At 60.7% G+C, this 22,772-nt stretch carries 23 protein-coding genes and 1 tRNA gene; 9 read left to right on the top strand and 15 right to left on the bottom strand.

The features are described 5' to 3' along the window. Positions 1-184 precede the first annotated feature (184 nt). Positions 185-727 (top strand): MerR family transcriptional regulator, encoded by a 543-nt coding sequence (locus CRO46_RS11105; RefSeq protein ID WP_097107850.1) that lies wholly within the window; start codon positions 185-187, stop codon positions 725-727. Positions 728-742: 15 nt separating this feature from the next. Here the strand turns inward: CRO46_RS11105 and CRO46_RS11100 are convergent, their stop codons facing one another. Both CRO46_RS11100 and CRO46_RS11095 read right to left on the bottom strand, forming a co-directional pair. After that, complete coding sequence (locus tag CRO46_RS11100) at positions 743-946, bottom strand: hypothetical protein (protein WP_097107849.1); 204 nt, start codon at positions 944-946, stop codon at positions 743-745. Then, entirely contained in the window at positions 943-1,941 is a 999-nt protein-coding gene (locus CRO46_RS11095) for a LysR family transcriptional regulator (protein WP_097107848.1), read from the bottom strand. Before CRO46_RS11095 ends, CRO46_RS11100 begins: the two co-directional genes overlap by 4 nt. 85 nt (positions 1,942-2,026) lie before the next feature. Here CRO46_RS11095 and CRO46_RS11090 point away from each other — a divergent pair, with 85 nt between their 5' ends. Both CRO46_RS11090 and CRO46_RS11085 read left to right on the top strand, forming a co-directional pair. Next, positions 2,027-3,262 carry a GNAT family N-acetyltransferase gene (locus CRO46_RS11090; RefSeq protein WP_097107847.1) on the top strand — a complete coding sequence of 412 codons (1,236 nt, stop codon included), beginning with the start codon at positions 2,027-2,029 and terminating at the stop codon, positions 3,260-3,262. Beyond that, entirely contained in the window at positions 3,262-3,528 is a 267-nt protein-coding gene (locus CRO46_RS11085) for a hypothetical protein (RefSeq protein WP_097107846.1), read from the top strand. Before CRO46_RS11090 ends, CRO46_RS11085 begins: the two co-directional genes overlap by 1 nt. Positions 3,529-3,709: 181 nt before the next feature. On the opposite strand, the gene CRO46_RS11080 is transcribed toward CRO46_RS11085, so the two are convergent. Further along, a complete protein-coding gene (locus CRO46_RS11080) occupies positions 3,710-5,395 on the bottom strand; it encodes a pilus assembly protein TadG-related protein (protein WP_179759031.1) in 1,686 nt (561 codons plus the stop codon). A 356-nt stretch (positions 5,396-5,751) separates the two neighbouring features. Here CRO46_RS11080 and CRO46_RS11075 point away from each other — a divergent pair, with 356 nt between their 5' ends. Then, complete coding sequence (locus CRO46_RS11075) at positions 5,752-6,429, top strand: nitroreductase (protein WP_097107844.1); 678 nt, start codon at positions 5,752-5,754, stop codon at positions 6,427-6,429. A gap of 93 nt (positions 6,430-6,522) precedes the next feature. Then, positions 6,523-6,599: transfer RNA gene (locus CRO46_RS11070), tRNA-Pro, on the top strand. A 55-nt stretch (positions 6,600-6,654) separates the two neighbouring features. Here the strand turns inward: CRO46_RS11070 and CRO46_RS11065 are convergent. The 4 genes from CRO46_RS11065 to CRO46_RS11050 all read right to left on the bottom strand — a co-directional run bounded on the left by CRO46_RS11065 (position 6,655) and on the right by CRO46_RS11050 (position 11,289). Beyond that, on the bottom strand, positions 6,655-7,917 hold the full coding sequence (locus CRO46_RS11065; RefSeq protein ID WP_425479266.1) for an O-antigen ligase family protein: 1,263 nt from the start codon (positions 7,915-7,917) through the stop codon (positions 6,655-6,657). Further along, positions 7,914-9,479: an undecaprenyl-phosphate glucose phosphotransferase gene (locus tag CRO46_RS11060; protein WP_179759030.1), complete on the bottom strand. Its 1,566-nt coding sequence runs from the start codon at positions 9,477-9,479 to the stop codon at positions 7,914-7,916. The genes CRO46_RS11065 and CRO46_RS11060 overlap by 4 nt, the downstream gene beginning before the upstream one ends. Positions 9,480-9,551: 72 nt before the next feature. Then, complete coding sequence (locus tag CRO46_RS11055) at positions 9,552-10,709, bottom strand: glycosyltransferase family 4 protein (protein ID WP_097107843.1); 1,158 nt, start codon at positions 10,707-10,709, stop codon at positions 9,552-9,554. 4 nt (positions 10,710-10,713) lie between these two features. Continuing rightward, a complete protein-coding gene (locus CRO46_RS11050; RefSeq protein WP_097107842.1) occupies positions 10,714-11,289 on the bottom strand; it encodes a polysaccharide biosynthesis/export family protein in 576 nt (191 codons plus the stop codon). Positions 11,290-11,537: 248 nt separating this feature from the next. Here CRO46_RS11050 and CRO46_RS11045 point away from each other — a divergent pair, with 248 nt between their 5' ends. Further along, positions 11,538-13,658: a GumC family protein gene (locus CRO46_RS11045; protein ID WP_097107841.1), complete on the top strand. Its 2,121-nt coding sequence runs from the start codon at positions 11,538-11,540 to the stop codon at positions 13,656-13,658. A 39-nt stretch (positions 13,659-13,697) separates the two neighbouring features. Here CRO46_RS11045 and CRO46_RS11040 read toward each other — a convergent pair whose 3' ends face one another. Then, a complete protein-coding gene (locus CRO46_RS11040; protein WP_097107840.1) occupies positions 13,698-14,924 on the bottom strand; it encodes a GNAT family N-acetyltransferase in 1,227 nt (408 codons plus the stop codon). A 158-nt stretch (positions 14,925-15,082) separates the two neighbouring features. Continuing rightward, on the bottom strand, positions 15,083-15,301 hold the full coding sequence (locus CRO46_RS11035; RefSeq protein WP_097107839.1) for a DUF2842 domain-containing protein: 219 nt from the start codon (positions 15,299-15,301) through the stop codon (positions 15,083-15,085). A gap of 186 nt (positions 15,302-15,487) precedes the next feature. Between CRO46_RS11035 and CRO46_RS11030 the strand changes: the two genes are divergently transcribed. Both CRO46_RS11030 and CRO46_RS11025 read left to right on the top strand, forming a co-directional pair. Continuing rightward, complete coding sequence (locus CRO46_RS11030) at positions 15,488-16,624, top strand: COX15/CtaA family protein (protein WP_097107838.1); 1,137 nt, start codon at positions 15,488-15,490, stop codon at positions 16,622-16,624. Between the two features lie 61 nt (positions 16,625-16,685). Then, on the top strand, positions 16,686-16,973 hold the full coding sequence (locus CRO46_RS11025) for a YrhK family protein (RefSeq protein ID WP_097107837.1): 288 nt from the start codon (positions 16,686-16,688) through the stop codon (positions 16,971-16,973). A gap of 83 nt (positions 16,974-17,056) precedes the next feature. Here CRO46_RS11025 and argC read toward each other — a convergent pair whose 3' ends face one another. The 6 genes from argC to CRO46_RS10995 all read right to left on the bottom strand — a co-directional run bounded on the left by argC (position 17,057) and on the right by CRO46_RS10995 (position 21,762). After that, positions 17,057-17,986, bottom strand: coding sequence for an N-acetyl-gamma-glutamyl-phosphate reductase (gene argC / locus CRO46_RS11020; RefSeq protein ID WP_097107836.1), 930 nt, complete (start codon positions 17,984-17,986; stop codon positions 17,057-17,059). A gap of 86 nt (positions 17,987-18,072) precedes the next feature. Further along, complete coding sequence (speB, locus tag CRO46_RS11015) at positions 18,073-19,023, bottom strand: agmatinase (RefSeq protein ID WP_097107835.1); 951 nt, start codon at positions 19,021-19,023, stop codon at positions 18,073-18,075. A 181-nt stretch (positions 19,024-19,204) separates the two neighbouring features. Further along, complete coding sequence (gene rpsI, locus CRO46_RS11010; RefSeq protein ID WP_097107834.1) at positions 19,205-19,690, bottom strand: 30S ribosomal protein S9; 486 nt, start codon at positions 19,688-19,690, stop codon at positions 19,205-19,207. Positions 19,691-19,692: 2 nt separating this feature from the next. Then, positions 19,693-20,157 carry a 50S ribosomal protein L13 gene (rplM, locus tag CRO46_RS11005; RefSeq protein ID WP_097107833.1) on the bottom strand — a complete coding sequence of 155 codons (465 nt, stop codon included), beginning with the start codon at positions 20,155-20,157 and terminating at the stop codon, positions 19,693-19,695. Between the two features lie 266 nt (positions 20,158-20,423). Then, positions 20,424-20,861: a PaaI family thioesterase gene (locus tag CRO46_RS11000; protein ID WP_097108242.1), complete on the bottom strand. Its 438-nt coding sequence runs from the start codon at positions 20,859-20,861 to the stop codon at positions 20,424-20,426. Between the two features lie 37 nt (positions 20,862-20,898). Continuing rightward, positions 20,899-21,762, bottom strand: coding sequence for a crotonase/enoyl-CoA hydratase family protein (locus CRO46_RS10995; protein WP_097107832.1), 864 nt, complete (start codon positions 21,760-21,762; stop codon positions 20,899-20,901). A gap of 133 nt (positions 21,763-21,895) precedes the next feature. Between CRO46_RS10995 and CRO46_RS10990 the strand changes: the two genes are divergently transcribed. Further along, positions 21,896-22,723 (top strand): enoyl-CoA hydratase, encoded by an 828-nt coding sequence (locus tag CRO46_RS10990; RefSeq protein ID WP_425479278.1) that lies wholly within the window; start codon positions 21,896-21,898, stop codon positions 22,721-22,723. Positions 22,724-22,772 lie beyond the last annotated feature (49 nt).

The raw sequence follows: 22,772 nt of genomic DNA, 5'->3' as shown, positions 1-22,772 counted from the left end.
ATCCCAAACCATTGATATGTCTCCCGCAGGGGCGCTTTGCGATGCGATTCGCCCTGTCATGGGAGCGTCACAATAGCCTGTGCCATCCGGGTCCTCGTAGAAGCGATCGGGGGCAGGTCGGTTGCATTGCCAAGCCATATGCCACCATTCGGCGGCGCGAAGCTTCATGAAACGGAGTTGCCTGATGGATAACAAGAGCCCGGATGCATTCCGGACGATCTCGGAGGTGGCGGAAGACCTGGATCTGCCGCAGCACGTGCTGCGTTTCTGGGAGACCAGGTTCAGCCAGATCAAGCCCATGAAGCGCGGTGGCGGCCGGCGTTACTATCGCCCGGACGACATCGAGCTGCTCAAGGGGATCCGTATTCTGCTCTATGACCAGGGTTACACCATCAAGGGCGTGCAGAAGCTTCTCAAGCAGAACGGCAACAAGTTTGTCATCGCCATCGGCAGCGGCGATCTGGCTGCGGCCGAGGCACTTTCGGCCAGCATGTCCGAAGAGATGCCTTCTCCCCCCAAGCAGGCCAGTGAGGAGGATCAACTGGTCGGCAGGGCAAAGCCGCCTTCGACGCGACGTTTCTTCGGTCTTGGCGGAGACAGTGGCAAACCCGGAGCCGACGCGCAGGAGAACGGGGGAGGCGGCCTCAAGCGCGACGACAGGGCGCTGCTTCAGGAAGCGCTTTATGATCTTCTTGAATGCAAGCGGTTGCTTGATCAGGTCCGCTGAATTGCAGCCGCTGGTCTAGTTGATCAGTCTGTCGTGCACGCTGCGCGCTTCCACCAGCGCAGCCTCGAGATGCGATGACAATTGTGAGAGTTTCTTGGTTTTGGCCAGCGCCAGCGCCATTTCAAGCTGCATGATCACCATTGCTACACGGTCATGTTCGTCCTGCGTCGCCAAAGTGACGGTTTCCGGAACGGCACGGGGCTGGCGGCGAAGGGTCATGAGCGAGCTGTGAATCCCTCGAAATAGGATCTGAGATCCTCGCGTGAAAATTGTTTCTCGATTTCCGACGGCGCCATCGTTTCGGCCCCGAACCAGGGGTATCTCCGGTCGTCGAAACTCTCGGTCAAAAAGTCGATAAACGCGCGGTGCCTTGCACTTTTGGCCACCTCCGGATGGGTGGCGAGCCAGATCTCGACACGGAAATCGAAGCCCAGGTCGACATGCTCGACATCGCCGCCGATGGCTTTCGCATAATTTGGCATCAGTCCGATACCGGCACCCTTTGCGACCGCCCAGTAATGGGCGGATGAGAAGTTGGTCTTCATCCGCACCATACGCTCGGCGATCTTGGAGCCGAAGATCTTGTCGAGCTCATAGCCGCGCAGCTGGTCGGTCTGCTGTTCCACCACGCGATGATTGACCATGTCGGCAACGGTTTTGGGCCGGCCGAACCGGTCCAGGTAACTGCTGCTGGCAAAAGGTACCAGATGCAGATAGCCAAGCCGCTTGACCTTGAGTTCAGGTCGGTTGGGCATCTCCAGCTGGACTGAGATATCGGCTTCCATGCGCAGCACGTCAACCGAGCGCATGGCGCATTGCAGTTCAATCCGGTTCTGGGCGCGGGTGTCGTTCATGTACTCGACAATGCGCGGGGTCAGCCAGAAGCTTCCCAGGCCTTCGGTGATGGCAAGACGAATTGGACCGGTTGCCTCGCGTTCCGCCATGGCCGCCACGCGCCACATGTCAGAGACAGAGTTTTCGACATCGCGCGCGGCAAGCACGACCCGGCGGCCCTCATCGGTCAGGCGTACGCCCTCGGATTCGCGAAACAGAAGCGGGTAACCGAGCTGATCTTCAAGCCGCGAGATTGTACGCCGCGCCGTATTGACGGACATGCCAAGCTCTTCCGAAGCTTTGCGGAAACTGTGATCTCTCGCGACAGCCAGGAAAACTCGAATACTGTTCCAATCGGCGTTGCGCCAATGGTGTTCCATGGGTGGAACTCTCTGTTACACTCTTTGCCAAAGTCAAATCGGGACACCCTGGTTATCCTCAAGCCACTAGAAGGGATGCCCGATCATGTCAGTCACATCACAGAATAGTCTTTCTTCAGCAAATGCAAGTGCATTGGCTGCCGAAGCCGCGCTGGAAGCCGAGCGCATGCAACGTGCGGCCGCCATGGTGACCGTCACCAATCGCCTGGAACAGCAGGAGGTTCCGCGCCTTCTTGAGGCGGCCGGAAACGTGATCGGCCGCCTGGCCTCGCCGGAAACCGTCATCCGCGTAGCCAATAAGAACGCCGATGCGGTGTGGCTGTTCATGCGCCGCGGCAGGAACAGGCCGGAAGGCTTCATGTCGGCCCTGCTGCTCAATGAGGCAGGCCGGACGGCGCTGTTTGATGGATCGCTGAACCTGCTCGATCCGCAAGATCAGTATCTGGTCAGCCAGCATGAACGCCCGGCTGCGATCTATGTCTGGGCCAGTTTCACGCCCGGCGTCCTTGCGGCGGGTATCAACCGGGTGATGGACCGCTTCGATTCCCCCCACTATTGCGAGGCCGACATCATTTCGACCTCTTTCACCTTGCGAGGTCATCGCGCCATGGTGCGACGTGGCTTCGAGGAGGGGGTATTGCACGAGGGGCGGCTGCTGAAGAACTTCTATATGATCCCGCGCCGGCCCCGGACGCTGGCTGCCCGGCAGCCGGTCTATGCCACCTATGACCGGGCCCTGCGCCCCACCGGCATCAAGGTGGTCACTGGTTTTGAGGACATGATGCGCGTCGCCGCGGTGCGCTCGGCGGTCTATATCGGCGAGCAGACCTGTCCCTATGACGAGGAGTTTGACGGCAACGACCTGGCCGCCACCCATCTGCTGGCGCTGGTCAACAATGAGCCTGCCGGCTGCATGCGGCTGAGATTTTTCGGTGATTTTGCCAAGCTCGAACGTCTCGCCGTGCGCCGTGAGTTTCGCAACTCGCGCACCGCATTCCAACTGGTGCGCGCCAGCGTCGCCCTGTGCAAGGAAAAGGGTTTCCGGCGAATCTACGGCCACGCCCGCCAGGACTATCTCGCTTTTTGGCAGCATTTCGGGTTCAAGCTGAAGGAAAACGGCGCACCGTTCGCCTTCTCCGACCACCTGTTTGTCGAGATGGTCGACGACATCGAACCGTCACCGACCGCGCTGTCGCTCAAGGACGATCCCTACCGGCTGATCCGGCCAGAAGGTGCCTGGCATGTCGGTGGACCGCTGGAGGCTTCGGCACTTCGCAAACCCCGGTTGCCTGAAAGGTCCCAACTGGAAGCGGAGCACTGATGATGTCTGATACCGGATCCTACGCGTGGATCATCCGCACCCTCGTCACCTGCCGCGAAGAGGCCGATCGTCTCAAGTTGGGGGATCTCAGCCGGCTCATCAACATGGCCGTGCTGCAGACGGCGCTGGACTGGGAGGGCGAAGAGCCTTCCAAGGTCTCCGATACGAATCTCGAGGCGCTGTTGCGGCTCAAAATGAAACTCGCGTTTTCAGAACGAAGCGACAATGTCTTCGTTCTGAACTCCAAAACCGCCGGGGAAGCCTAACGACCAGCGGTTTACCGGGCGGGCGCAGGGTTGACGCCACCGCACGCGGCGCGCCTGCCCGGTTTTATTCACCCCGAAGGGGCGGCGGGCCGGGAAAGCTTGCCAACCAAAAGAAAGGCCGGGATCGCTGCGTGATCCCGGCCTTCCGTATTTGATGTATGCGGACGCGCGCTAGCGTCGCTTACGAACTCAGCCGCAATTTGACGACGCCCTTCTTGATGGTGTCGAATATCGGCTCGAGATCGCTTCTCGACGGGGCATCGAAATAGTGGCTCTTGCTCGAGGCACATTCCGAAAGCAGCCTGCCCGTATCGCTGTCTGACTCCTCAAGACGGATTGTAAATATCTCAACTCCGTCTTTCTTGGCGTTGGTGCACGCGGTCAGGGTCTTCTCGTCGAGCGCAGTGTTGGTCTGCCTGCTCGAGGCCGCCGTCAGGCCGTTCAGCCGACCATCGACCAGATATCCCATGCTGGTATAGAGCGAACCCAGGGAATTGTTGAGGTTGCCAAACGAGTTCTTGCCGTCGGTGAGAAAGATCATGATCTTTTCGACCGAGCTGTCGCCTTCACTGGCGCCGTCGGTGAATGGCTCGCGGCTTGACAGCACCCGCCAACCCCACATGACGCCCTCGAGCATGTTGGTGGAGCCGCTTGCCTCGAGCTTCTTCACGACCTTGATAATGTCGGACCCTTTTGTCGTCAGCGGTACCAACGGCTCGACTTCGCAGCCGAAACCGGGGCCTTTAGGATGCCTCAGGGAGTAAAACAGCGAGGATGGCGAGTCGTCGATCTTCGGCTTTTTCCATTTGATGGTCATTGCAAGGGCGTCCCACACGTCCTTGGGATCATGGTAATCGCCCGTTTTGCCATAGCGCTCCAACCGCTTCACCGCTGCGCTGTTCTCACCATCATCATCATCATCATCATCGTCGTCATCGTCATCGCGACCGCCCTTTTTGGCTTTCTTGCGTTCCTTGACCGGGACACCATCGTCGGGAAGGTAAGAATTGGCATAACGGCGTGGATCGTCCGGTTCATCAATGGCGAAGAAGGGGGTAAACAGTGACTTCGGGTCGCTCAGGGTCGGTTCGGTGTCATCCACATCGTGGGCTGCCCGCTTGCGCGGCACCCGTGTTTCGACGCATCCCGGCCATTTCTCGCCCAGGTGTTCATACATTGCGAAGCGGCTGAACCCTGCTGGCAGATCCGACTGAGGAATGGGCGTAACAGCGTCGTGGTCGAGCCATTCCGCACCGCGTTTCTTGTACAGGCCAGACTTGTCGACCTTCGGACCAAAGTCTGGCCCGACATTGACGAAACCTGCATAAGGCACCAGTGCGAACTTGATCTGCTCCTTGTCCAGCTTCATGTCTTCCATGCCTTTCACGAGTCCGATGACTGCGTCTTGCATGGAGGCCAGTTTGCCGCCCTTCATCGAGCCGGTGGTGTCGAGCACGAGCGCGATTTCGTATTTGGTAAAGGCATAGGTCGCTTCCGATGTGACGGACACCGGTGCGGTTTTCCGTCCCATGAAACCACCAAAGACCAGAGGCTTGTCGACGGTGGCCTCGACGGTGGCTACACCGTCATTAAGGTCAACCGAGACCTGGGCACCCGTCAAACCGTAGTTGGCGACGAAGATGTTTTGCGCGACCTCGAGCGCCGAGGCTTTGGTGATCTTGCCTTCGCGTGCGACGGCGAGCGCGGCGGAGTCCGCCGCATTCTGCAGTTCGCCCTTTTCCATGCTCAAGCTGACATAATCGACGGCAAGACCACCGGCCAGCATGACAGGCACGGTAAGAATGCCGAATGTCAAAGCGAAATTGCCAGATTTGTCTGTCCAGATCGGGAACCTGTTCTTCATCATTTCTTCCGCTCCTGAGTTGGCTGACTGAGGTATTCTTGATGGCGCTCGACCATCATTGTTTCTTGGATTGTAGGTGAAAAGGTTAAAAATCCTGTTTCTAATATTCGAACAGATTGAACAAACAGAGCGTTTCGCTTCGGCGGCCCGCGAGTGCTGTCGGCTCGCCGCTTGGCGGGTTTCCAAAACCGGCGACGCGGTCCTTCTTTTCCGCCGCGTTGGTGACGTGGGGGTGATCATCCTTGCAGTGGTGCCAGCCCTTTAGCTTTGAAATTGAGGTGCGGGTCAGCTAACTGTGGCGGGAATTGCATCCATGACCAAGGCACGAATTCCTTCGGTGCCGTTCGAGAGGCAGCGAAATGAAACTTGATCAAGCCATGCAGGAGCGGCGGTCCATCCGCGGCTTTCTCGACAAGCCGGTTCCCCGGGAACTGCTTGAAGAGATCATCGCTTTGGCAAACCGGGCGCCATCGTCGATGAACACACAGCCCTGGCATCTGCATGTGCTGAGCGGTGAGCCGCTGGAGAAAGTGCGCCAGGGCAACACCGAGCGGATGCTTGCTGGCGTGACGCCGAGCCGTGAGATCGAGGATTACGCCGCCTATCAGGGAGAACACCGCAAGCGCCAGATCGAGATTGCCGTGCAGCTGTTTGAAGCCATGGGCATCGAACGCCATGATGCCGAGCGCAGGCAGGACTGGGTGATGCGCGGATTCCGGCAGTTCGATGCCCCGGTCTCCGTGGTGGTGTGTTTCGACCGCGATCTGCTGGGCAACACGATCGCCCATTTCGACACCGGTGCGATGACCTATGGCCTCGTTCTGGCCGCATGGAGCAAGGGGCTTGGCGCGGTCATCAATGGCCAAGGCATCATGCAAAGCCCGGTGGTGCGGGAAGTGGCGGGCATCCCTGAGGATCAGGTCATCCTGACCTGCGTTGCGCTCGGCTGGCCCGACGAGGACTTTGTCGCCAACGCCGTCGTCTCCCGCCGCCGCCCGGTCGAAAACGTGACCCGGTTTGTAGGTTTCGACGACTGAGACGGGTGGTGCCGGCTTTTCTGGGTTTTTCCTCCGGTCAGGCGATTTTGTCCTTGCCCGCAAAACACTGATGATCTAATCCCTGTCCCCAGTCGGAGCGTAGCGCAGCCCGGTAGCGCACTTGTCTGGGGGACAAGGGGTCGTGGGTTCGAATCCCGCCGCTCCGACCATTTTTCAATTCGTCCTGTAACCGAACCTGTGCCCCGGCGCCCTTGATGCTGCTGGTCAGGCGGGCAGGGGCACGTGAGCTTGCCCGGTCTTGCGCAAGCCAGCCTGCCAACGCATTTCCAGTGCGATGCAGCCCCAGACAATCCCCATCAGCAGGTAGAAATGCCGCCAGTGGTCGGTGTCGATGACATTGCCGATCATCGTGTGTCCGATCAGCACGATGTAGGCGATCATGAGATAGGGTTGCCATGGCCGGTCGCGTAGCAGGAAGCGAAAGCCCAGCAGCAATGTCCAGCCCATCAGCGTGACGTAGCTGACAAAGCCGAGCCAGCCGTAATCCATCAGCGCCTTGAGCCAGATATTGTGCGTGTCCTCGCCCCACATCAGTCCGAATTCCAGCGGTCCGATGCCCAGCGGATGCTCCATCGCCATAAGGAAGCCGATAGCGTGACGTTCGAAACGGCCGTGCCGGGCGCCGTCATAGGCCTGCACCAGCTTGGCGCGGTCGGAGAACAGGTCGGCAATCTGGTCGAACTGCAGCGCAATGATGATGGCGCCGACAAGCAGCAGCGCGCCGATCAGCGTCATCACCAGGATTTTCAGTCGGAACGCGCCGGTGCGCTCCTTGATCAGCATGGTTATCACCAGAAGCACTATGGAGATGGCGAGCAGGCCCCACGCGGCGCGGGAAAACGAGAAGAACACTCCTAGCACCAGGATCGTCAGGCCGAAGGCGCGCAGAGGTGCGGTCTTCAGCGTCCCGGTCAGCAACCCGTGCATGAGGTAGAGCGCGGGCAGCACCAGGTATGGCCCGAACACGTTCGGGTCCTGAAACGCGCCCATCGCACGGCCATAGCGGGTAAACACCTCGCCGTTCGGAAGGATGCCCAGATAACCCAGAATGCCGAGCAGCGCGGTGATGATGGCTGCCGCCAGATAGGCGCGGAAGATCAGTGTCAACCGCCGCTGATCAGCCTCGATGATGGCGGCGAAGAACATCGAGGTGAAGGCCAGAAACAGCGACACCGCCATGTACATCGGCGTGCCCTTGACATCGTCCATGGTCAGGATCGAGAACATTCCGCCGATATTGAACAGCACATAGAGCGCAATCAGCGGTGCGATGTGTTTCGACAGCCTCAGCCCGAACACCGCCCAGACACCGATAAGCACCACCAGGAACAGCTCGTAGGGCGCCGGCTCGTTGATCACGAAGCCCGACAGAAACACCCCGAACGCCACCATCAACGAGGCGATGATGGAGATCGCCGCGCGCTGCGGCAGAAACGGGGCAGGGGCTGTCAGGGCGGCGCTGGTCAATACGCATTGTCCGTGTTGAGCAGTTTCAGCGGGGTCAGCAACAGGATCTTGAGATCGAACAGCAAGGACCAGTTCTCGATGTAATAGAGATCGCAGGCGGTGCGCTGCTTGATCTTCTCGTCATTGTCGATCTCACCACGCCAGCCGCTGATCTGGGCCCATCCGGTGACCCCGGGCTTGACCCGGTGGCGGGCGAAATAACCATCCACGACTTCGGCAAACAGACGGTCGTGCGCGGCAGCGACAACCGCATGTGGCCGCGGCCCCACCAGAGACAGGTCGCCGCGCAAGACGTTGAAGAACTGCGGCAACTCGTCGATCGATGTCTTGCGGATGAACCGGCCGACCTTGGTTACCCGCGGGTCGCCCCTGGTCACCGCAGCACGCGCTGTAGGGTCACACTGGTCGGTGTACATCGAGCGGAACTTGAGCACGTCAATGACCTCGTTGTTGAAGCCGTGACGCTTTTGCCGGAACAGCACCGGCCCCTTGGAATCGAGCTTGATGGCAATGGCGGTGCCGAGCATCACCGGCCACAGCGCGGCTATGGCAAGCATGGAGAAGAAGACATCGAAGATCCGCTTGGCAACCGAGTCCCAGTCCGTGATCGGCCGGTCGAAGATGTCGAGCATCGGAACCGCGCCGACATAGGAATAGGCGCGGGGACGGAACCTGAGCTTGTTGGCATGGGCTGCAAGCCGTATGTCGAGCGGCAGGATCCACAATTTCTTCAACAGTTCGAGAACTCGTGATTCCGCGTTCAGCGGCATGGCGATGATGAGCATGTCGATACGGGCGATCCGGGCGAACTCCACCAGCGCGTCGATATTTCCGAGCTTCGGGTAGCCTGCGATCATGGGCGGTGACCGCTGGTCGTCACGATCGTCGAAAAAGCCGCAGATGCGGATGTCGTTGTCCTCATCCTGCTCCACCGAGCGGATCAGGGCCTTTGCGATTTCGCCGCCGCCCACGATAACCGCACGGCGTTCCATCACGCCATTCCGGGCCCAGCGCCGGATCCCGTAGGCAACGATGTTGCGGACGACGATCAGCGAAATCGCGCCGCTGACATACCAGACCGCGAACCATACCCGCGAAAACGCGAGCCCGTACTGCAGGAAGAAGACAAGCAGGCCGATGATGGCAAAGGCGATTGACCAGGCGCTCAGCACCTTGGGCAGGGTTCGCAAGGCACTGCGGAGTGCTGGAACCTGATACCCGTCGACAATCTGAATAAGCAACACCGCCAGCGCGGACCCGACCAGGATGGCCGGAGTGTAGACATAGACCGTCAGATCACCGGAAAGGCCGACATAGAGCGCGTGCACGAGAAATCCGCTGAGCGCCAGCAGGGTCAGCTCCGCCAACCGCAGTGAGCCGACGATCATGGTTGGCGAGTAGTTTTCCTGGGAAAGCCGGTTCGCGGTCTGGCGCGCAAGGCGGCTCATTTCGACGCCCGATTCTCCGTCCGCACCCTTGAGACTCGGCTTGACCTTGACGTCGGCCATGGCCTTGCGGATGGCTTCGGAATTGAACGCATCGTTGCGGTCGAACTTGTTCACGGTCGGACACTCCCCGGAAACTCATGCTACCGGATTACCATGTGCTCCCTAAGAAAGGCTTGACGTTACCCGTTATCGCCGCGTCCGTCTTTCGCCTGCCACATGCTCCTGATAGAGCGATGCCATCCTGTCGGCCATTGTTTGTGCTGAGAAATTCTGCCGGAACATCTCCATCTCGGGCATCGCACCGGGCAACCATTGCGGGTCGCTGATGGCATGCGCCATGGCGCCGGCCAGCGCCTCGCTGTCGCCCGGGGGAACGAAGCCGGCAAAGCTTGGGCCCAGGATTTCAGGAATACCGCCGACCCGGGTGGAGATCACCGGTTTTCCCGCCGCCACGGCTTCCAGCACGATGTAGGGCATGGATTCCGCGCGAGAGGGGATCACCACCGTCCGCGCCAGCGCAAAGGCGTCACGAGCCGGCATGGCATCGCGCATCCTCACCCTTTCTCCCATGCCGATTGCATCAAGCCGCGCCTGATAGCGTGGTTTGTCATCGCCATCGCCGACCATGGTGCCTCGTAGTGGCCTGCCGGCCAGCTGCTCGGCCTTGCGCATTGCCTCGATGAATACATCGGGGCCTTTGAGATCACGCATCATGCCGATATAGAGAAAATCGACGGCGTCCTGCGCGGTGCCGACCGGATCGAACTCGTGGGCGCGCAGGCCGTTGTGAATGAGCCGCCAGGCGGTGCGTGGGGTTCCGATCTTGGCCTCGTAGGTGCGGCGCTCGTAATCGGAGACGAACACCAGCGCCTCGGTCCAGCGTTCCAGAAACCGCTCGATGGCAAAATAGGCCTGACCGCGAATGGTGCCTGCATCGTAATGCAGGCTGCCGCCATGCGGCGAATAAAAACGGGCAACGCAAGACCTTGATACCCGTAACCGTGAGCCGATCAGCCGCACGAAAGCGCCACCCTTGGCGCCATGTCCGTGCAACACATCCGGCTGCAAATTCTTGATTTCACCGAAACTTTTTTTGGCCGTGGTGATGTCTGATAATCCCAGTGACCGGCGAATGGGCAGCCGTGTCAGCCCCAGCGCCAGATGTGGCATGATGCTTTCAAACAGGGCGTCCTCATAGGCGCCGCCAGTGGTCGAATCGCACAGGATTCCGACTTGGTGACCAGCCTTTGCATGCTCTTCCACCAGATCCCGCACATGGCGGAAAATGCCGCCTACGGGCGACCGGAAGCAATGAAGGATCCGCAAGGGTCTGTCTGCTGCCATGGGGTTAGAAAAGCCGCTCGCGCACATAGATTGTGTCGCCCGCCAGAATCGGATCGGTAATCCGGACACGTCCGGTCATGATCTTTCCGTTGATGTTGCGGGTGATGTCAACATTGCGCTGGTTCGCCCTTGGCGAATAGCCGCCGGCAATGGCAATGGCGTTCTGCACGGTCATGCCTGCGACATAGGAGTACTGACCGGACTGGCCGACTTCTCCCATGATGAAAAAGGAGCGGTACCGGTCAATCTCGATCGAGACGTCCGGATCGCGCAGAAAGCCCTGCCGCAGGCTCCCGGCGATGCTGGCTTCGAGTTCCTGCAATGTGCGGCCCCGTGCCGGGACAGCGCCGATCAGCGGGAAGGCAATATAGCCCGCCTGGTCGATCGCATAGGTGCCTGTCAGTCCAGATTGTTCGAACACGGTCACCCGCAGGCGGTCACCTGCATCCAGGCGGTAGGGCTGCATCACGGCTTCGTGGAAGGCCTTGGGCGCAGGTTGATAGCCGGAGCAGCCCGCCAGCAGGACTGCGGCCATTGCGGCCGCAAGAAGTTGTGTCGCTTTGGACTTGGCGGGTGTCATGCTTTTTCCGTGCTCCACGAGAACCGTGCTCATTTCGACACCCGTTATCGATCCATTAGGGTTAACGGCTGGTAAAACTCGCAGGATTTTTAGACTTCCGCCGCGCAGCTTTGGCGAAAATAGCGGAACAACAGATACTGAGGGCAGGGCGGCGGCCAATGGTAAACAATCCCTGACATCCGCCTTAACCCTTGCGTTACCATGTTCCTTTACGCTTGCGGTCCAGTACAAGTACGGAGTAGCTGCGCATGTCTGTCTCACCGATGACACAAGCTGATGTGGATATTGACCTGGGCCGTCTGGTAAAGGCGATCTGGGAAAAGAAGGCACTTGTGGCGGGACTGACCGCGGCTGCAGCCGGTCTGGCCTTCATTGTCACCGGCATGCTCAACCCACTCTACAAGTCGGAAACCAGGCTGCTGATCGAAACCCGCGAGCCGGTGTTTACAAGCGACCAGAGCCAGCCGGTGCGGGACAGCACCTTCGATGATCGCGCCGTTGCCAGCCAGGTCGAGATTCTGCGCTCGACCGACCTGATCAAGCAGGTGGCGCGAAACCTCGATCTTTCGTCGCGCGAGGAGTTCGACCCGGCAGCGAACCCTTCGGCGCTCGGTGATCTTCTGGTCATGCTCGGGCTGAAGAAGAATCCGCTCGCTGTTCCCGCCGAGGAACGCATCCTTAAGGAGTTCTACAAGAAGCTGGACGTCTACGCGGTGCCGGACTCCCGCGTTATCGGCATCGAGTTTTCCTCCGAGGACGAGGCACTTGCGGCAGAAGTGCCGAATGAACTGGTCGACGTCTATCTCGCTTCACAATCCGGCGCCAAACTGGAGAGCAACACCGATGCCAGCGCCTGGCTGGAGCCGGAAATCGCCAGGCTGCGTGAACGGGTGCGTGAATCCGAGAGCAAGGTTGCCGAATACCGCGCGCGCACCGGTCTGCTGCTGGTCAACCAGCAGGACACGATCGCTGCCAAGCAGCTCTCGGACATTTCGACCGAACTGAGCCGCATCAGGGCCGAGCGGGCCGACTCCGAAGCCCGCGCCCGCTCGGTGCGCAATGCGCTGCAGAGCGGCCAGGCTGTGGATACCGTGTCCGATGTGCTGGATTCCCCGGTGATCCAGCGGCTGCGCGAAAGCGAAGGCAACATCCGCGCGCAGCTCGCCGACGTGTCGACAACGCTTCTCGACAATCATCCGCGCATGAAGGGACTGCGCGCCCAGCTCGCCGATGTCGAGCGTCAGATCAATGGTGAAGTCCGCAAGGTGCTGTCCAGTCTTGAAAACAATGCTCGGGTGGCACGCATCCGTGAAGAGGAACTGACGGGGCAACTCAACGAGCTCAAGGCCGGGTCGGCCCGAGAGGGCGAGGAAGCCGTGGAATTGCGTTCGCTCGAACGCGAGGCCGCGGCCCAGCGCGATCTGCTCGAAACCTATCTCAGTCGCTACCGTGAAGCCGCCTCGCGCACCGAGCCCAAGGCCCTGCCGGCCGATGCCCGGGTAATCTCGCGCGCGGTGCCCGCGTCGGAAGCTTATTTCCCGAAAACCGGTCCCATCGTTATCGTCGCGGCGCTGGCGACGTTCCTGCTGTCCTCGATCGGCGTGATGCTGGGCGAACTGTTCTCGGGGCGGGCGCTGCGGCCTTCGACCGGCCTGGTGCGCGATCCTGCTGGCGTAGAAGAGAACGCAGCAACCGGTGCGGCTGCCCCGGCTGTTGTCGCCGCACACGAGCAGGAGACGCCAGGCCCCGCGCTGCCCCACATTTCCAACGATGCCGACGATTTCAGCGTCGAAGCGGTTGCCGAACAGCTGATTACGGACATGACTCCGGTTGCGGTGTGTGTGTCACCCGAAGGCGACGAGGGCTCGGCCGCTGCCGTGATGCTTGCCCGAACCGTCGCCGGCGATGGTCTCAAGACCTTGCTGATCGACCTGACCGGGTCGGCCTGCCCGACGGAACTGATGGCCGATTCCGTCCGACGTCCGGGACTGACCGATCTGATGTGCGGCGAGATCTCCATTGCCGACTCGATCCACCCGGACCGGCTTTCCTCGGCTCATATCATCCCGCGCGGCAACGCCAATGCCCGCCGCGCCATGCGTGCCATTGATCGTTTGCCGATGATCATCGATGCGCTGACGGAAGCCTATGATCTGGTCGTTGTCGAGTGTGGCGCCGCCGATGCCGCCTCGATCGCGCGGATCGCGCGTGCCGAACGAGGCGAGGTCGTGCTCTCGATAGTGCAATTCGAGGAAGCAGAATTCTCCCAGCTGCTTGCGGAGTTCAATGCTGAGGGTTTTGAGGATGTGCTGATCATGACGCCGAAACAGCCAGTCGGCCCGCTCGGGCATCGCAGCACCGCTGCCTGAAGGATCAGGCCGGGCGCGCGGGAATCTGCGGCTCGCCGGTCAATCAACCTCGGCAGCAGGCTTCGCTTTCACCATCAGCCCGCCGCGCAGCCGTGATGCAAGCCTGTGCAGCAGCGGAGACGTCTTGATCATGCGTTTCAGGCGGATGAGACCGGCGATCAGCGGGGCAGCCAGCCGGCCCTTGGCATTGAGCGGACAGTAGCAATCCATCAGCTCGGTCCGCTGCGGGCACCACGACCGCTTGTAGGGTTGGTCGCCAACGCCGAAATCGAAAACCGTGTGACCGGCCGCCGAAGCCCGCTCGATCATCCTGAAGAACAGCAATTCTCCGGCACTGACATCGGCCGCGATCTCTTCGTTGATCGAACCGAACTGGCAGGTGACATGATGATCCTTGATGGTCAATCCTGCGACGGAGATGATTTCGCCCGCATGGTCCCCGCCGGAGAGCTCGATACCGTGAAGCTCGAGCGCAGTGTTTCCGTCAGAGTCACGCGTGGTTGCAAGTTGCCGGAAAAAGGCACGGATACCCGGATCCGCAAAGACGTCCGGCAGGCCTTGCGCGGCAAGCCGTACACCCTTTTGCGCAAAGAACGTCTCAAGCAACCGGATCGCCTCTGTGTCGGTTTTGGCAATGATGTGAGTGTAGCCACCCATTGCTTCCAGGCGGCGTTCCGAAACCCGAAATTTCTTGCGCCGGCGTTTGCCGTTGATTTGCGCCAGCACCGCGTTGAAATCCTCAAACAGCGGCAGTTGAAAGCTGGGGTTCTGATGCAACACCCGCGGCAGCGATGAGAACGGGGGGCGCCCGGCTGCTTCCGTTGTCATCTTGTCAAAAACCACGATGTCAGCTGCCAGCCCGGCTTGCGAAAGGGCCGCAGCCAGGTCGCTGCTGGAGACCGGTTCAAGACCACCCTGGCACTGCGTGTCGATGAGACCGGTGTTTTCATTCGAATAGGCAGTTCCGGCAAACCGGGCGACCTTCAGTCCGCCGGCAAGACTGATCTCCAGCGGCAGAAGCGCGAAGGCGACACCATTTCGTTCCAGTGTGACCAGTTGCAGCACGGTTCCGGTCCCCTGGCTCCAGGCTTCGGCCCACACCCGGCGTTGATGAAATGTCGTCGCCGGATCGGCTTCAAGTGCCTGCCACAGCGCGCTCAGTTCGCCAGAATCCGATGTGAGCCTGGCCGAAAAAGGGCTTGCAACCGGATAGGCATGCTCAACCGGCGTCACCAGAGGCGCGGATAGGTCTTGTGCATCTGCCATGGTTTAAAGCTCTCGCATCGTCCTGCTTGTTGGACGAGGATGGCCGGGAGAGGCGAAATTCGGGTAAATTCCGGCAAGGTCCGCCCGAAAAGCCGCTGTAAAGGCTAATCCCGCGTTAACGAGAGGAAGGTTAAAGGCCGCGTCGCAGTGAAGGCGGATCAGCCCTGCTTGTTTTTCTGCGGGCGCTCCATCCAGCGGATCACGAACATCGCCGGCACCACCCAGAGCACTCCGGTGAACAGGAAGTAGAGCAGGTGAACATACCAGGCCGATTCCGCCAACCGGTAGCTGGCGACGGTCGTGGCAACCAGCGCATAAATCACCACCAGCGCGACGATAATCACTGTTCCAATGAGCTTTTTGAGGCGGACGGGCATGGACAGGCCTTTTGTCTGGGGTGGGCAGGGCGGAGGGTATCCTCGACATAGCGGCTTTGCCGGGGAACGCAAGGCTTGCCGGGATGCTGACCCCTGCCGCGACCGCATGCCGCAAAGCCATATCTCTTGCCTTGCCCCATGCTGTGGTGCACATGTCGCGCAGTTGTTCAAAGGAAGAAATCGTCGATGACTGCCAGTATCAGCGCTCAGCAACCTGAAGCCCGGACCGGACAATCGCCTGATGCCGGCCAGGTTAAGGTCGAGCAGCAGCGGATCCGCCGCAACCGCACAATTCAGCGGGTTTGGCTCGGCCTCGTGTTGGTCGCGATCTTTGCCTTGGTGCTGGTCGGTGGCGCCACGCGGCTCACGGATTCGGGCCTCTCCATAACCGAGTGGAAGCCGATTCATGGGATCATCCCGCCGCTCAGCGAGGCGGAATGGCAGGAAGAGCTCGAGCTTTACCGGCAGATCCCCGAATACCAGCTGATCAACAAGGGCATGAGCCTCGACGAGTTCAAGACCATCTACTGGTGGGAATGGGCCCACAGGCTGCTGGCGCGTGGTGTCGGTGTTCTGTTCGGCGTGCCGTTCCTGGTCTTGCTCGCGACCGGCCGGGTGGAAAAGCGTTTGCGTTGGCCCTTGTTCGGCCTGCTGGTGCTGGGCGGCCTGCAGGGCGCGGTCGGCTGGTGGATGGTCGTATCCGGCCTCGTTGACCGCGTCGATGTCAGCCAGTATCGGCTTGCCACCCACCTGACCCTTGCCTGCCTGATTTTCGCGGCGATCGTCTGGGTCATGCGGGGACTGGCGCCGCATTCGGCCGATCCGGTTCCAAGCGAAGGATTGAAGCGCGGAGCAGGGGCTTTGACAGCCCTCATCCTCGTGCAGATCTATCTCGGTGGCCTTGTTGCGGGTCTCGATGCCGGGCTTGCCTCGAACACCTGGCCGTTGATGAATGGGGCCCTGGTGCCGCCGGGTCTGCTCGAAATCTCCCCGGCCTGGCGCAATTTCTTCGAAAACGAATTGGCGGTGCAGTTCGTCCACCGGCTCGGCGGCTATGTGCTGTTTGCCCTGGCGCTCTGGCACATGCTGGCCGCGATCAGCCGCGGAGGAGGGACCACCCACTGCCGCCGGGCGATCGTGCTGTTTGGCCTCGTCACGATCCAGGCCTTGATCGGCATCGTGGTCATTGTCACAAAGGTCCCCGTAAGCTGGGCACTGGCCCACCAGGGCTGGGCGGTGGTGGTGCTTGGCTTTGCGGTGGCCCACTGGCGCGGTTTCTTTGGCGCCTATCCGATGGAGACCAAAATCCGCATCCGCAGTTGACCGCTGGCGGCCATCATCAGAGACTGCGGTGACAAGACAGTAAGCCGGAAAGGAGTATGCAGTGGCGCTTTTCAAGCTTTCCCGTCATCACCGCTACATCTCGGATGAACGATACTACGCCTGGTTCGAGCTGGCCTACACGACAGTCGATGTCAGTGCTGCGCTGCTGTTTGTGGTCGGCTCTGTGATGTTCTTTTCGGAAGCCTGGCAGACCGCGGGAACCTGGTGTTTCCTGGTCGGATCTGTCTGCTTTGCGCTGAAGCCGACGCTGCGCATCATCCGCGAACTGCGCTATGTCGAGAAGGACGACTACGAGGATCTGGCCAAGCGATACGAGAACGGTTCGTAACACGGCCGGTCAGGCACAGAGGAAGTTCGCGCTCACGGCGGGTATCCGGATGCGCCCGCAATGCGCTCGTCGCCCGACTCCCGTCAGCCGCGGATCATCAGATCGAGGTTCTGCACCGCCGCACCGGATGCGCCCTTGCCGAGATTGTCGAGCGAGGCAACCAAATTGACCTGTCCCGCACCCTCCATGCCGCAGACATAGAGCTTCATGCGGTCACTGCCCGTCATCTCTTCCGGATCAAGCCGGGGCTGGCTCGCGGAAACCGCAAGAGGCGCGACTTCCACGACAGACCCGCTGCCATAGTGCCTGGAAAGCGCCGAATGCACGTCCGCCATCGACGGAGTGCCGCTCATCAGGTCGAGATGCAGCGGCACATTGACCAGCATTCCCTGGGCGAAACGCCCGACGGCCGGCGTGAAGATCGGCCGCCGGGTGATCCCGGTGTGGGTCATGATTTCAGGCACATGCTTGTGCGCCAAGGTCAGCGCATAGGCAAAATGCGCAGCCGCAATCGCATCGTCGCGGGAGCTGTCTTCCATCTGCGCAATCAACTGCTTGCCACCGCCGGTGTAGCCGGAGACGGCATTGATTGTCACAGGATAGTCTGTTGGCAGAAGGCCGGCGGTAACCAGCGGCGCAATCAGCGCGATCGCGCCGGTCGAATAGCAGCCCGGATTGGAAACGAACTGCGCCGCGGCAATGCGTTCGGCCTGGTCCGGGGAGAGCTCGGCAAAGCCGAATGCCCAGTCGGGGTTGCTCCGGTGCGCGGTCGAGGCGTCGATGAACCGGGTTCCGGCATCCGCTGCCAGCGCCACGGATTCCCGCGCCGCATCATCGGGAAGGCACAGAATGGCAATGTCAGCCTCGCGCAGAAACCTGGTCCGCACATCCTGGTCCCGCCGCTGTTCGGCCGGCATCGACATCAGTTCGATGTCGCTCCGGTCCTGCAGCCGCGATACGATTTGCAAACCGGTGGTGCCGTGTTCGCCGTCAATAAAGATCTTGGGAGCCATCGGGCTTCTCCGTTCATGCATGGAATTCAGGGACTTGGGCAGCGCTTCGGTTGAGTTCCAGAAGCAAAAGTCGGGCGAGCGAGACTTTATCGTCGCGAGCGGCGTTCTGCGAGAAGTCCGAGATAGTGCATGGCGACAGAGGCTCCGGCAATCGCGGTGATGTCCGCGTGGTCATAGGCAGGGGCCACTTCTACAATATCGGCGCCCTTCATATCAAGTCCCCCGAGCTTTTGCAGCACGGAGAGCATCTTCGCGCTCGAAGGCCCGCCGGCAACAGGGGTGCCGGTGCCAGGCGCAAAGGCCGGGTCCAGACAATCGATGTCGAAGGTGAGGTAGCAGGCGGCATCGCCGACATGCTCGAGGATGGTGTTGGCAATCTGTGCAGCCGTCATGTCCTCGACCTCATTCCCGTAGACAATACGGATACCGCAATCCTCGGGCGCATGGGTGCGGATGCCGACCTGGATCGAGCGCGCCGGGTCGATGACGCCGTCGCGTACGGCGCGGCCGACGAACGAGCCGTGGTCGATCCTCTTGCCGTCATCAAACCAGGTGTCCTGGTGCGCGTCGAATTGCACAAGCGCCAGCGGTCCGTGCTTGGCGGCGTGCGCTTTCAGCAGTGGCCAGGTGACAAAGTGATCGCCGCCCATGCTCATGAGAAATGCGCCGGAGGCGAGGATCTTCGCCGCCTCACGCTCGATCGTCGCCGGGGTCTTCTGGTGGTTGCCGTAATCGAGCAGGCAGTCGCCATAGTCGATCACGGCCATCGCCTCGAACAGGTCGCGGTTAAAGGGATACTGCGGGTCATTGTCGAAAATCGCCGCCGCCCGCCGGATTGCCTGCGGCCCGAAGCGGGCGCCGGGCCGGTTTGACACGGCAGCATCGAACGGAATGCCCCAGACCACCGCATCCGCGCCTTTGAGCGACTTGGTGTATTTGCGCCGCATGAACGACAGCGCCCCGGCATAGGTCGGATCACTCGCCGCCGAGGTCAGCGAGCGGGCGGTGAAGGCATGATCGATGGATTTGCTGGCCATATTGGGATTCCGGATGCGAGAACGATGTCCCAACCGGTCTAACCCAATCCTGCCGCAGGATAAAGCCGGGCAGGCGGAGGAGGGGTCTTTTCACCGTCAGCCCGCCGGTATTCTTTAGACAGGCACAAAAAAGACGGGGCCGAAGCCCCGTCCAGAATGCATTCCGATGCTGTCCGGCGCCTTAACGCTTTGAGAACTGGAACGAGCGGCGGGCCTTGGCCTTGCCGTATTTCTTACGCTCGACAACGCGGCTGTCGCGGGTCAGGAAGCCGCCCTTCTTGAGCACCGGACGCAGGCCCGGCTCGAAGTAGGTCAGCGCCTTGGAAATGCCGTGGCGAACCGCACCGGCCTGGCCGGAGAGACCGCCGCCGACAACGGTGCAGACAACGTCGAACTGGCCCTGACGGGCAGCGGCGACGACCGGCTGCTGGACAACCATCTGCAGCACGGGACGTGCGAAATAGGTGACGAAGTCACGGCCGTTGACGGTGATCTTGCCGGTGCCGGGCTTGACCCAGACGCGGGCGATCGCGTTCTTGCGTTTGCCGGTGGCGTAGGAGCGGCCCTGCTCGTCTACCTTGCGGACATGCACGGGTGCTTCCTGCTGTTCAGGCTCGGTCCCGGTCACGGATGCGCCGAGCTCCTCAAGCGAATTGAGTTCAGCCATGTTCAGGCGCTCCTTTTGTTCTTGGTGTTCAGCGAGGCGACGTCGAGGACGGTCGGCTGCTGGGCTTCATGCGGGTGCTCTGCACCGGCATAGACGCGCAGGTTCTTCATCTGGCGACGGCCTAGCGGGCCGCGGGGAACCATGCGCTCGACAGCCTTTTCGATGACGCGCTCGGGAAAGCGGCCTTCGAAAATCTGGCGCGCAGTACGCTCCTTGATGCCGCCGGGATAGCCGGTGTGCCAGTAGTACTTCTTGTCGGTGTACTTCTTGCCGGTCAGGACCGCCTTTTCGGCATTGATGATTACGACATTGTCGCCATCGTCAACATGCGGGGTGAAGGTGGCTTTGTGCTTGCCGCGCAGGCGGTTGGCGACAATGGTGGCAAGACGGCCGACGACGAGATCTGTCGCGTCGATAATCACCCACTTCTTGTCCACCTCTGCAGGCTTCTGCGAGAAGGTTTTCATTGGAGTTCTCTCTTGTTCAGGATCCGGTGCCAATCGTTCCGGCCGCCGGACGTTTCTTGTTGCTTGTGTTGCCGTGAAAGGCTGAAATCAGCCTCTTTCAACAACGGACGCGCCGAAATTCCGCGAACTTCGACGCTGCGTGCTTATAGGAGAGGCCGAAATCAGCGTCAAGCGTTATGTTTCGGAGTTTATGGCAAAAAAACCAGCAAAAACAATGCGTTGGTTGTGCGGTATTTAAATACCGCATGATTCCCGTACGATTTTGCTCAAACCCGTGGCGGAATCGAGTATGTGGCCGTGGCATGCGCGACCAGTTCGCCGCCGGAATCGTTGATGGCGATGTCGGTGACCACAAGCCGCTTGCCCAGTTTCAGGATCGTCGCCGTGGCATCGAGCGGGCCGGGTTGGGGCTTCATCAGGAAGTTGATGTTGAGATTGGTGGTCACGGCCAGCGCAACCCGGCCGATATGCGCCAGGATCACAGCATAGGCGCCGAGATCAGCGAGCATGAACATGGTCGGCCCGCTCACCGTGCCGCCGGGGCGCAGATGCCGTTCGTCGGCATTGAGCCGGACGACGGTGGCGCCCGGTCTGACCTCGGTCACCGAGATCAGCGGTCCCTCGGCATTGATTTGCGGGTAAACCTCGTCGAGATAGTCCGCCAGTTCGGCGGCGGACATGACCGGTTCTGTCGGTGCTGGCATGATTGATATCCTGTTGTCCGGGCGCGCGGTCTGCCGATCATCCACGCGGGTTGATCGGCCGGTCTTCGGTCCAGTCATAGGTGCCCGTATCCCGCTCCTTGACGGCCTTTTTCCAGCCCTCGGTTTCCGCCCGGTGCTTGAAATTCAGGCCTTCGGGGGAGTGCCGTGTGATCCCGTCGAAAACCGTGGCAAACATCTGTGTCTGTTTAAGCCCCATTGCCTCGATGGCCTGGTTGATCACCAGTTTCTGCATCATCAGCTGGTTGACCGGCACCGTTGCCATCCGCTCGGCCAACCGCTCGGTTTCCGCGTCCAGCTCTTCGGGCGGAACTGCCTTGTGGACCAGTCCGATCTGTTCGGCCTCGCGGCCATCGATCTTGTCTCCGGTAAACAGCATTCGCTTGGCCTTTTCGGCGCCGAGCCGGTAGACCCACATCGCCGTCGTCGGGCAGCCCCAGACCCGCGTCGGCATGTAGCCGATCTCGGCGTCTTCGGCCATCACCACCAGGTCGGCGCAGAGCGCAATGTCGGATCCGCCGGCCACTGCGAAGCCGTGAACCTTTGCGACCACGGGTTTGTGCGAGCGCCACAGGCTCATGAACCGCTCGGTGTTGCGCATCATGAAGGCATAGTCCTTCATCGGGTCCCAGGGCATCGACTGGGTAACCGAATTGCCTTTGCCGCCCGACGCCTCGGCGTAATAGGTCAGATCGTAGCCGGCGCAAAAAGCTCGCCCGGCGCCCGAGAGCACGATTACGTGGACCCCCGGTTCCTCATTGGCCCGCAGGACGGCTTCCTCGAGCTCGCGGGGAACGTCGTCGTCAATCGCGTTGAGGACCTCCGGGCGGTTCAGCGTTATCCTGGCGATGCGGCCATCGCGTTGGTAAAGTACTTTAGACACTGGTTATTTGCCCTCCCGGCAGATTCGCTGCATGTACCCAAATTTGCGGAAATGAACTGCCCGGTCAACGTCGTCGCGGGGTTTCCGCCAGATGCCGACCGCGGTAGACTGGGGCACGATAGGAAAGGAATTGCTGATGAACGTCGTCGAATTGAAGCCGGAGGCGACCGCCGGTCTGGTGAAGGTGGAAAAGCTTGGTCCTGTGCTGCGGCTGGAGATGAACAATCCGCCTGCCAACGTGTTGTCGATTGCCATGATGGAAACCCTGAAGGCCGAACTGGATGCTGCCCGCGAAGACAACTCGATCCGGGCGGTGATCATCGCGTCGGCGACACCCGGGCAGCTGTTTTCCGCCGGCCATGATCTCAAGGAACTGACGTTGCATCGCGCTGACGAGGACCGGGGCAGGGCGTTTTTCGCCCGCACCATGAAGCTTTGCTCCGAGCTGATGCAGACCATCGTTCATCTTCCGGTCCCGGTGCTGGCCGAGGTCGATGGCTTGGCCACCGCCGCCGGCTGTCAGTTGGTCGCCTCCTGCGACCTGGCGTTTTGTACCGATACGTCCACTTTCTGTACGCCGGGTGTCAATATCGGCCTGTTCTGTTCCACCCCGATGGTGGCGCTGAGCCGCAACGTTCAACGCAAGCAGGCGATGGAAATGCTGCTGACCGGCGAAACCATCGACGCCTCTACCGCGCGGGAGTTCGGCCTCATCAACCGCATCATGCCGCGCCAGTATCTGGGCCAGGTGGTGATGAAATATGCCGATGTGATTGCCTCCAAGTCACCGTTGACCGTGAAGATCGGCAAGGAAGCGTTTTACCGCCAGGCGGAAATGCCGCTGGATGATGCCTATGAATACACCGCCAGTGTCATGGTCGAGAACATGCTGGCGCGGGATGCGGAAGAGGGCATGAACGCCTTCATCGCCAAGCGCACCCCGGAATGGACCGGTGAATAGGACAATCTGTTTGGCGACGGTCGGGAGTTGACGCAATGTTCCCTTTATG

It is taken from the genome of Parahoeflea halophila (genome assembly GCF_900220985.1).
GTDB lineage: Bacteria > Pseudomonadota > Alphaproteobacteria > Rhizobiales > Rhizobiaceae > Hoeflea > Hoeflea halophila.
The sequence above is the reverse complement of the archived record's forward strand: the minus strand, read 5'-3'. Positions and strand labels throughout refer to the sequence as shown.

Coding starts and splice junctions, on each gene's coding strand:
- rpsI (WP_097107834.1), bottom strand. CDS start 19,690: ATGGCTGAACTCAATTCGCTTGAGGAGCTCGGCGCATCCGTGACCGGG.
- CRO46_RS11095 (WP_097107848.1), bottom strand. CDS start 1,941: ATGGAACACCATTGGCGCAACGCCGATTGGAACAGTATTCGAGTTTTC.
- rplM (WP_097107833.1), bottom strand. CDS start 20,157: ATGAAAACCTTCTCGCAGAAGCCTGCAGAGGTGGACAAGAAGTGGGTG.
- CRO46_RS11035 (WP_097107839.1), bottom strand. CDS start 15,301: ATGCCCGTCCGCCTCAAAAAGCTCATTGGAACAGTGATTATCGTCGCG.
- CRO46_RS11050 (WP_097107842.1), bottom strand. CDS start 11,289: ATGACACCCGCCAAGTCCAAAGCGACACAACTTCTTGCGGCCGCAATG.
- CRO46_RS11000 (WP_097108242.1), bottom strand. CDS start 20,861: ATGCCAGCACCGACAGAACCGGTCATGTCCGCCGCCGAACTGGCGGAC.
- CRO46_RS11085 (WP_097107846.1), top strand. CDS start 3,262: ATGATGTCTGATACCGGATCCTACGCGTGGATCATCCGCACCCTCGTC.
- CRO46_RS11040 (WP_097107840.1), bottom strand. CDS start 14,924: ATGGCAGATGCACAAGACCTATCCGCGCCTCTGGTGACGCCGGTTGAG.
- argC (WP_097107836.1), bottom strand. CDS start 17,986: ATGGCTCCCAAGATCTTTATTGACGGCGAACACGGCACCACCGGTTTG.
- CRO46_RS11055 (WP_097107843.1), bottom strand. CDS start 10,709: ATGGCAGCAGACAGACCCTTGCGGATCCTTCATTGCTTCCGGTCGCCC.
- CRO46_RS11030 (WP_097107838.1), top strand. CDS start 15,488: ATGACTGCCAGTATCAGCGCTCAGCAACCTGAAGCCCGGACCGGACAA.
- CRO46_RS11075 (WP_097107844.1), top strand. CDS start 5,752: ATGAAACTTGATCAAGCCATGCAGGAGCGGCGGTCCATCCGCGGCTTT.
- speB (WP_097107835.1), bottom strand. CDS start 19,023: ATGGCCAGCAAATCCATCGATCATGCCTTCACCGCCCGCTCGCTGACC.
- CRO46_RS11080 (WP_179759031.1), bottom strand. CDS start 5,395: ATGATGAAGAACAGGTTCCCGATCTGGACAGACAAATCTGGCAATTTC.
- CRO46_RS11105 (WP_097107850.1), top strand. CDS start 185: ATGGATAACAAGAGCCCGGATGCATTCCGGACGATCTCGGAGGTGGCG.
- CRO46_RS11090 (WP_097107847.1), top strand. CDS start 2,027: ATGTCAGTCACATCACAGAATAGTCTTTCTTCAGCAAATGCAAGTGCA.
- CRO46_RS11045 (WP_097107841.1), top strand. CDS start 11,538: ATGTCTGTCTCACCGATGACACAAGCTGATGTGGATATTGACCTGGGC.
- CRO46_RS11100 (WP_097107849.1), bottom strand. CDS start 946: ATGACCCTTCGCCGCCAGCCCCGTGCCGTTCCGGAAACCGTCACTTTG.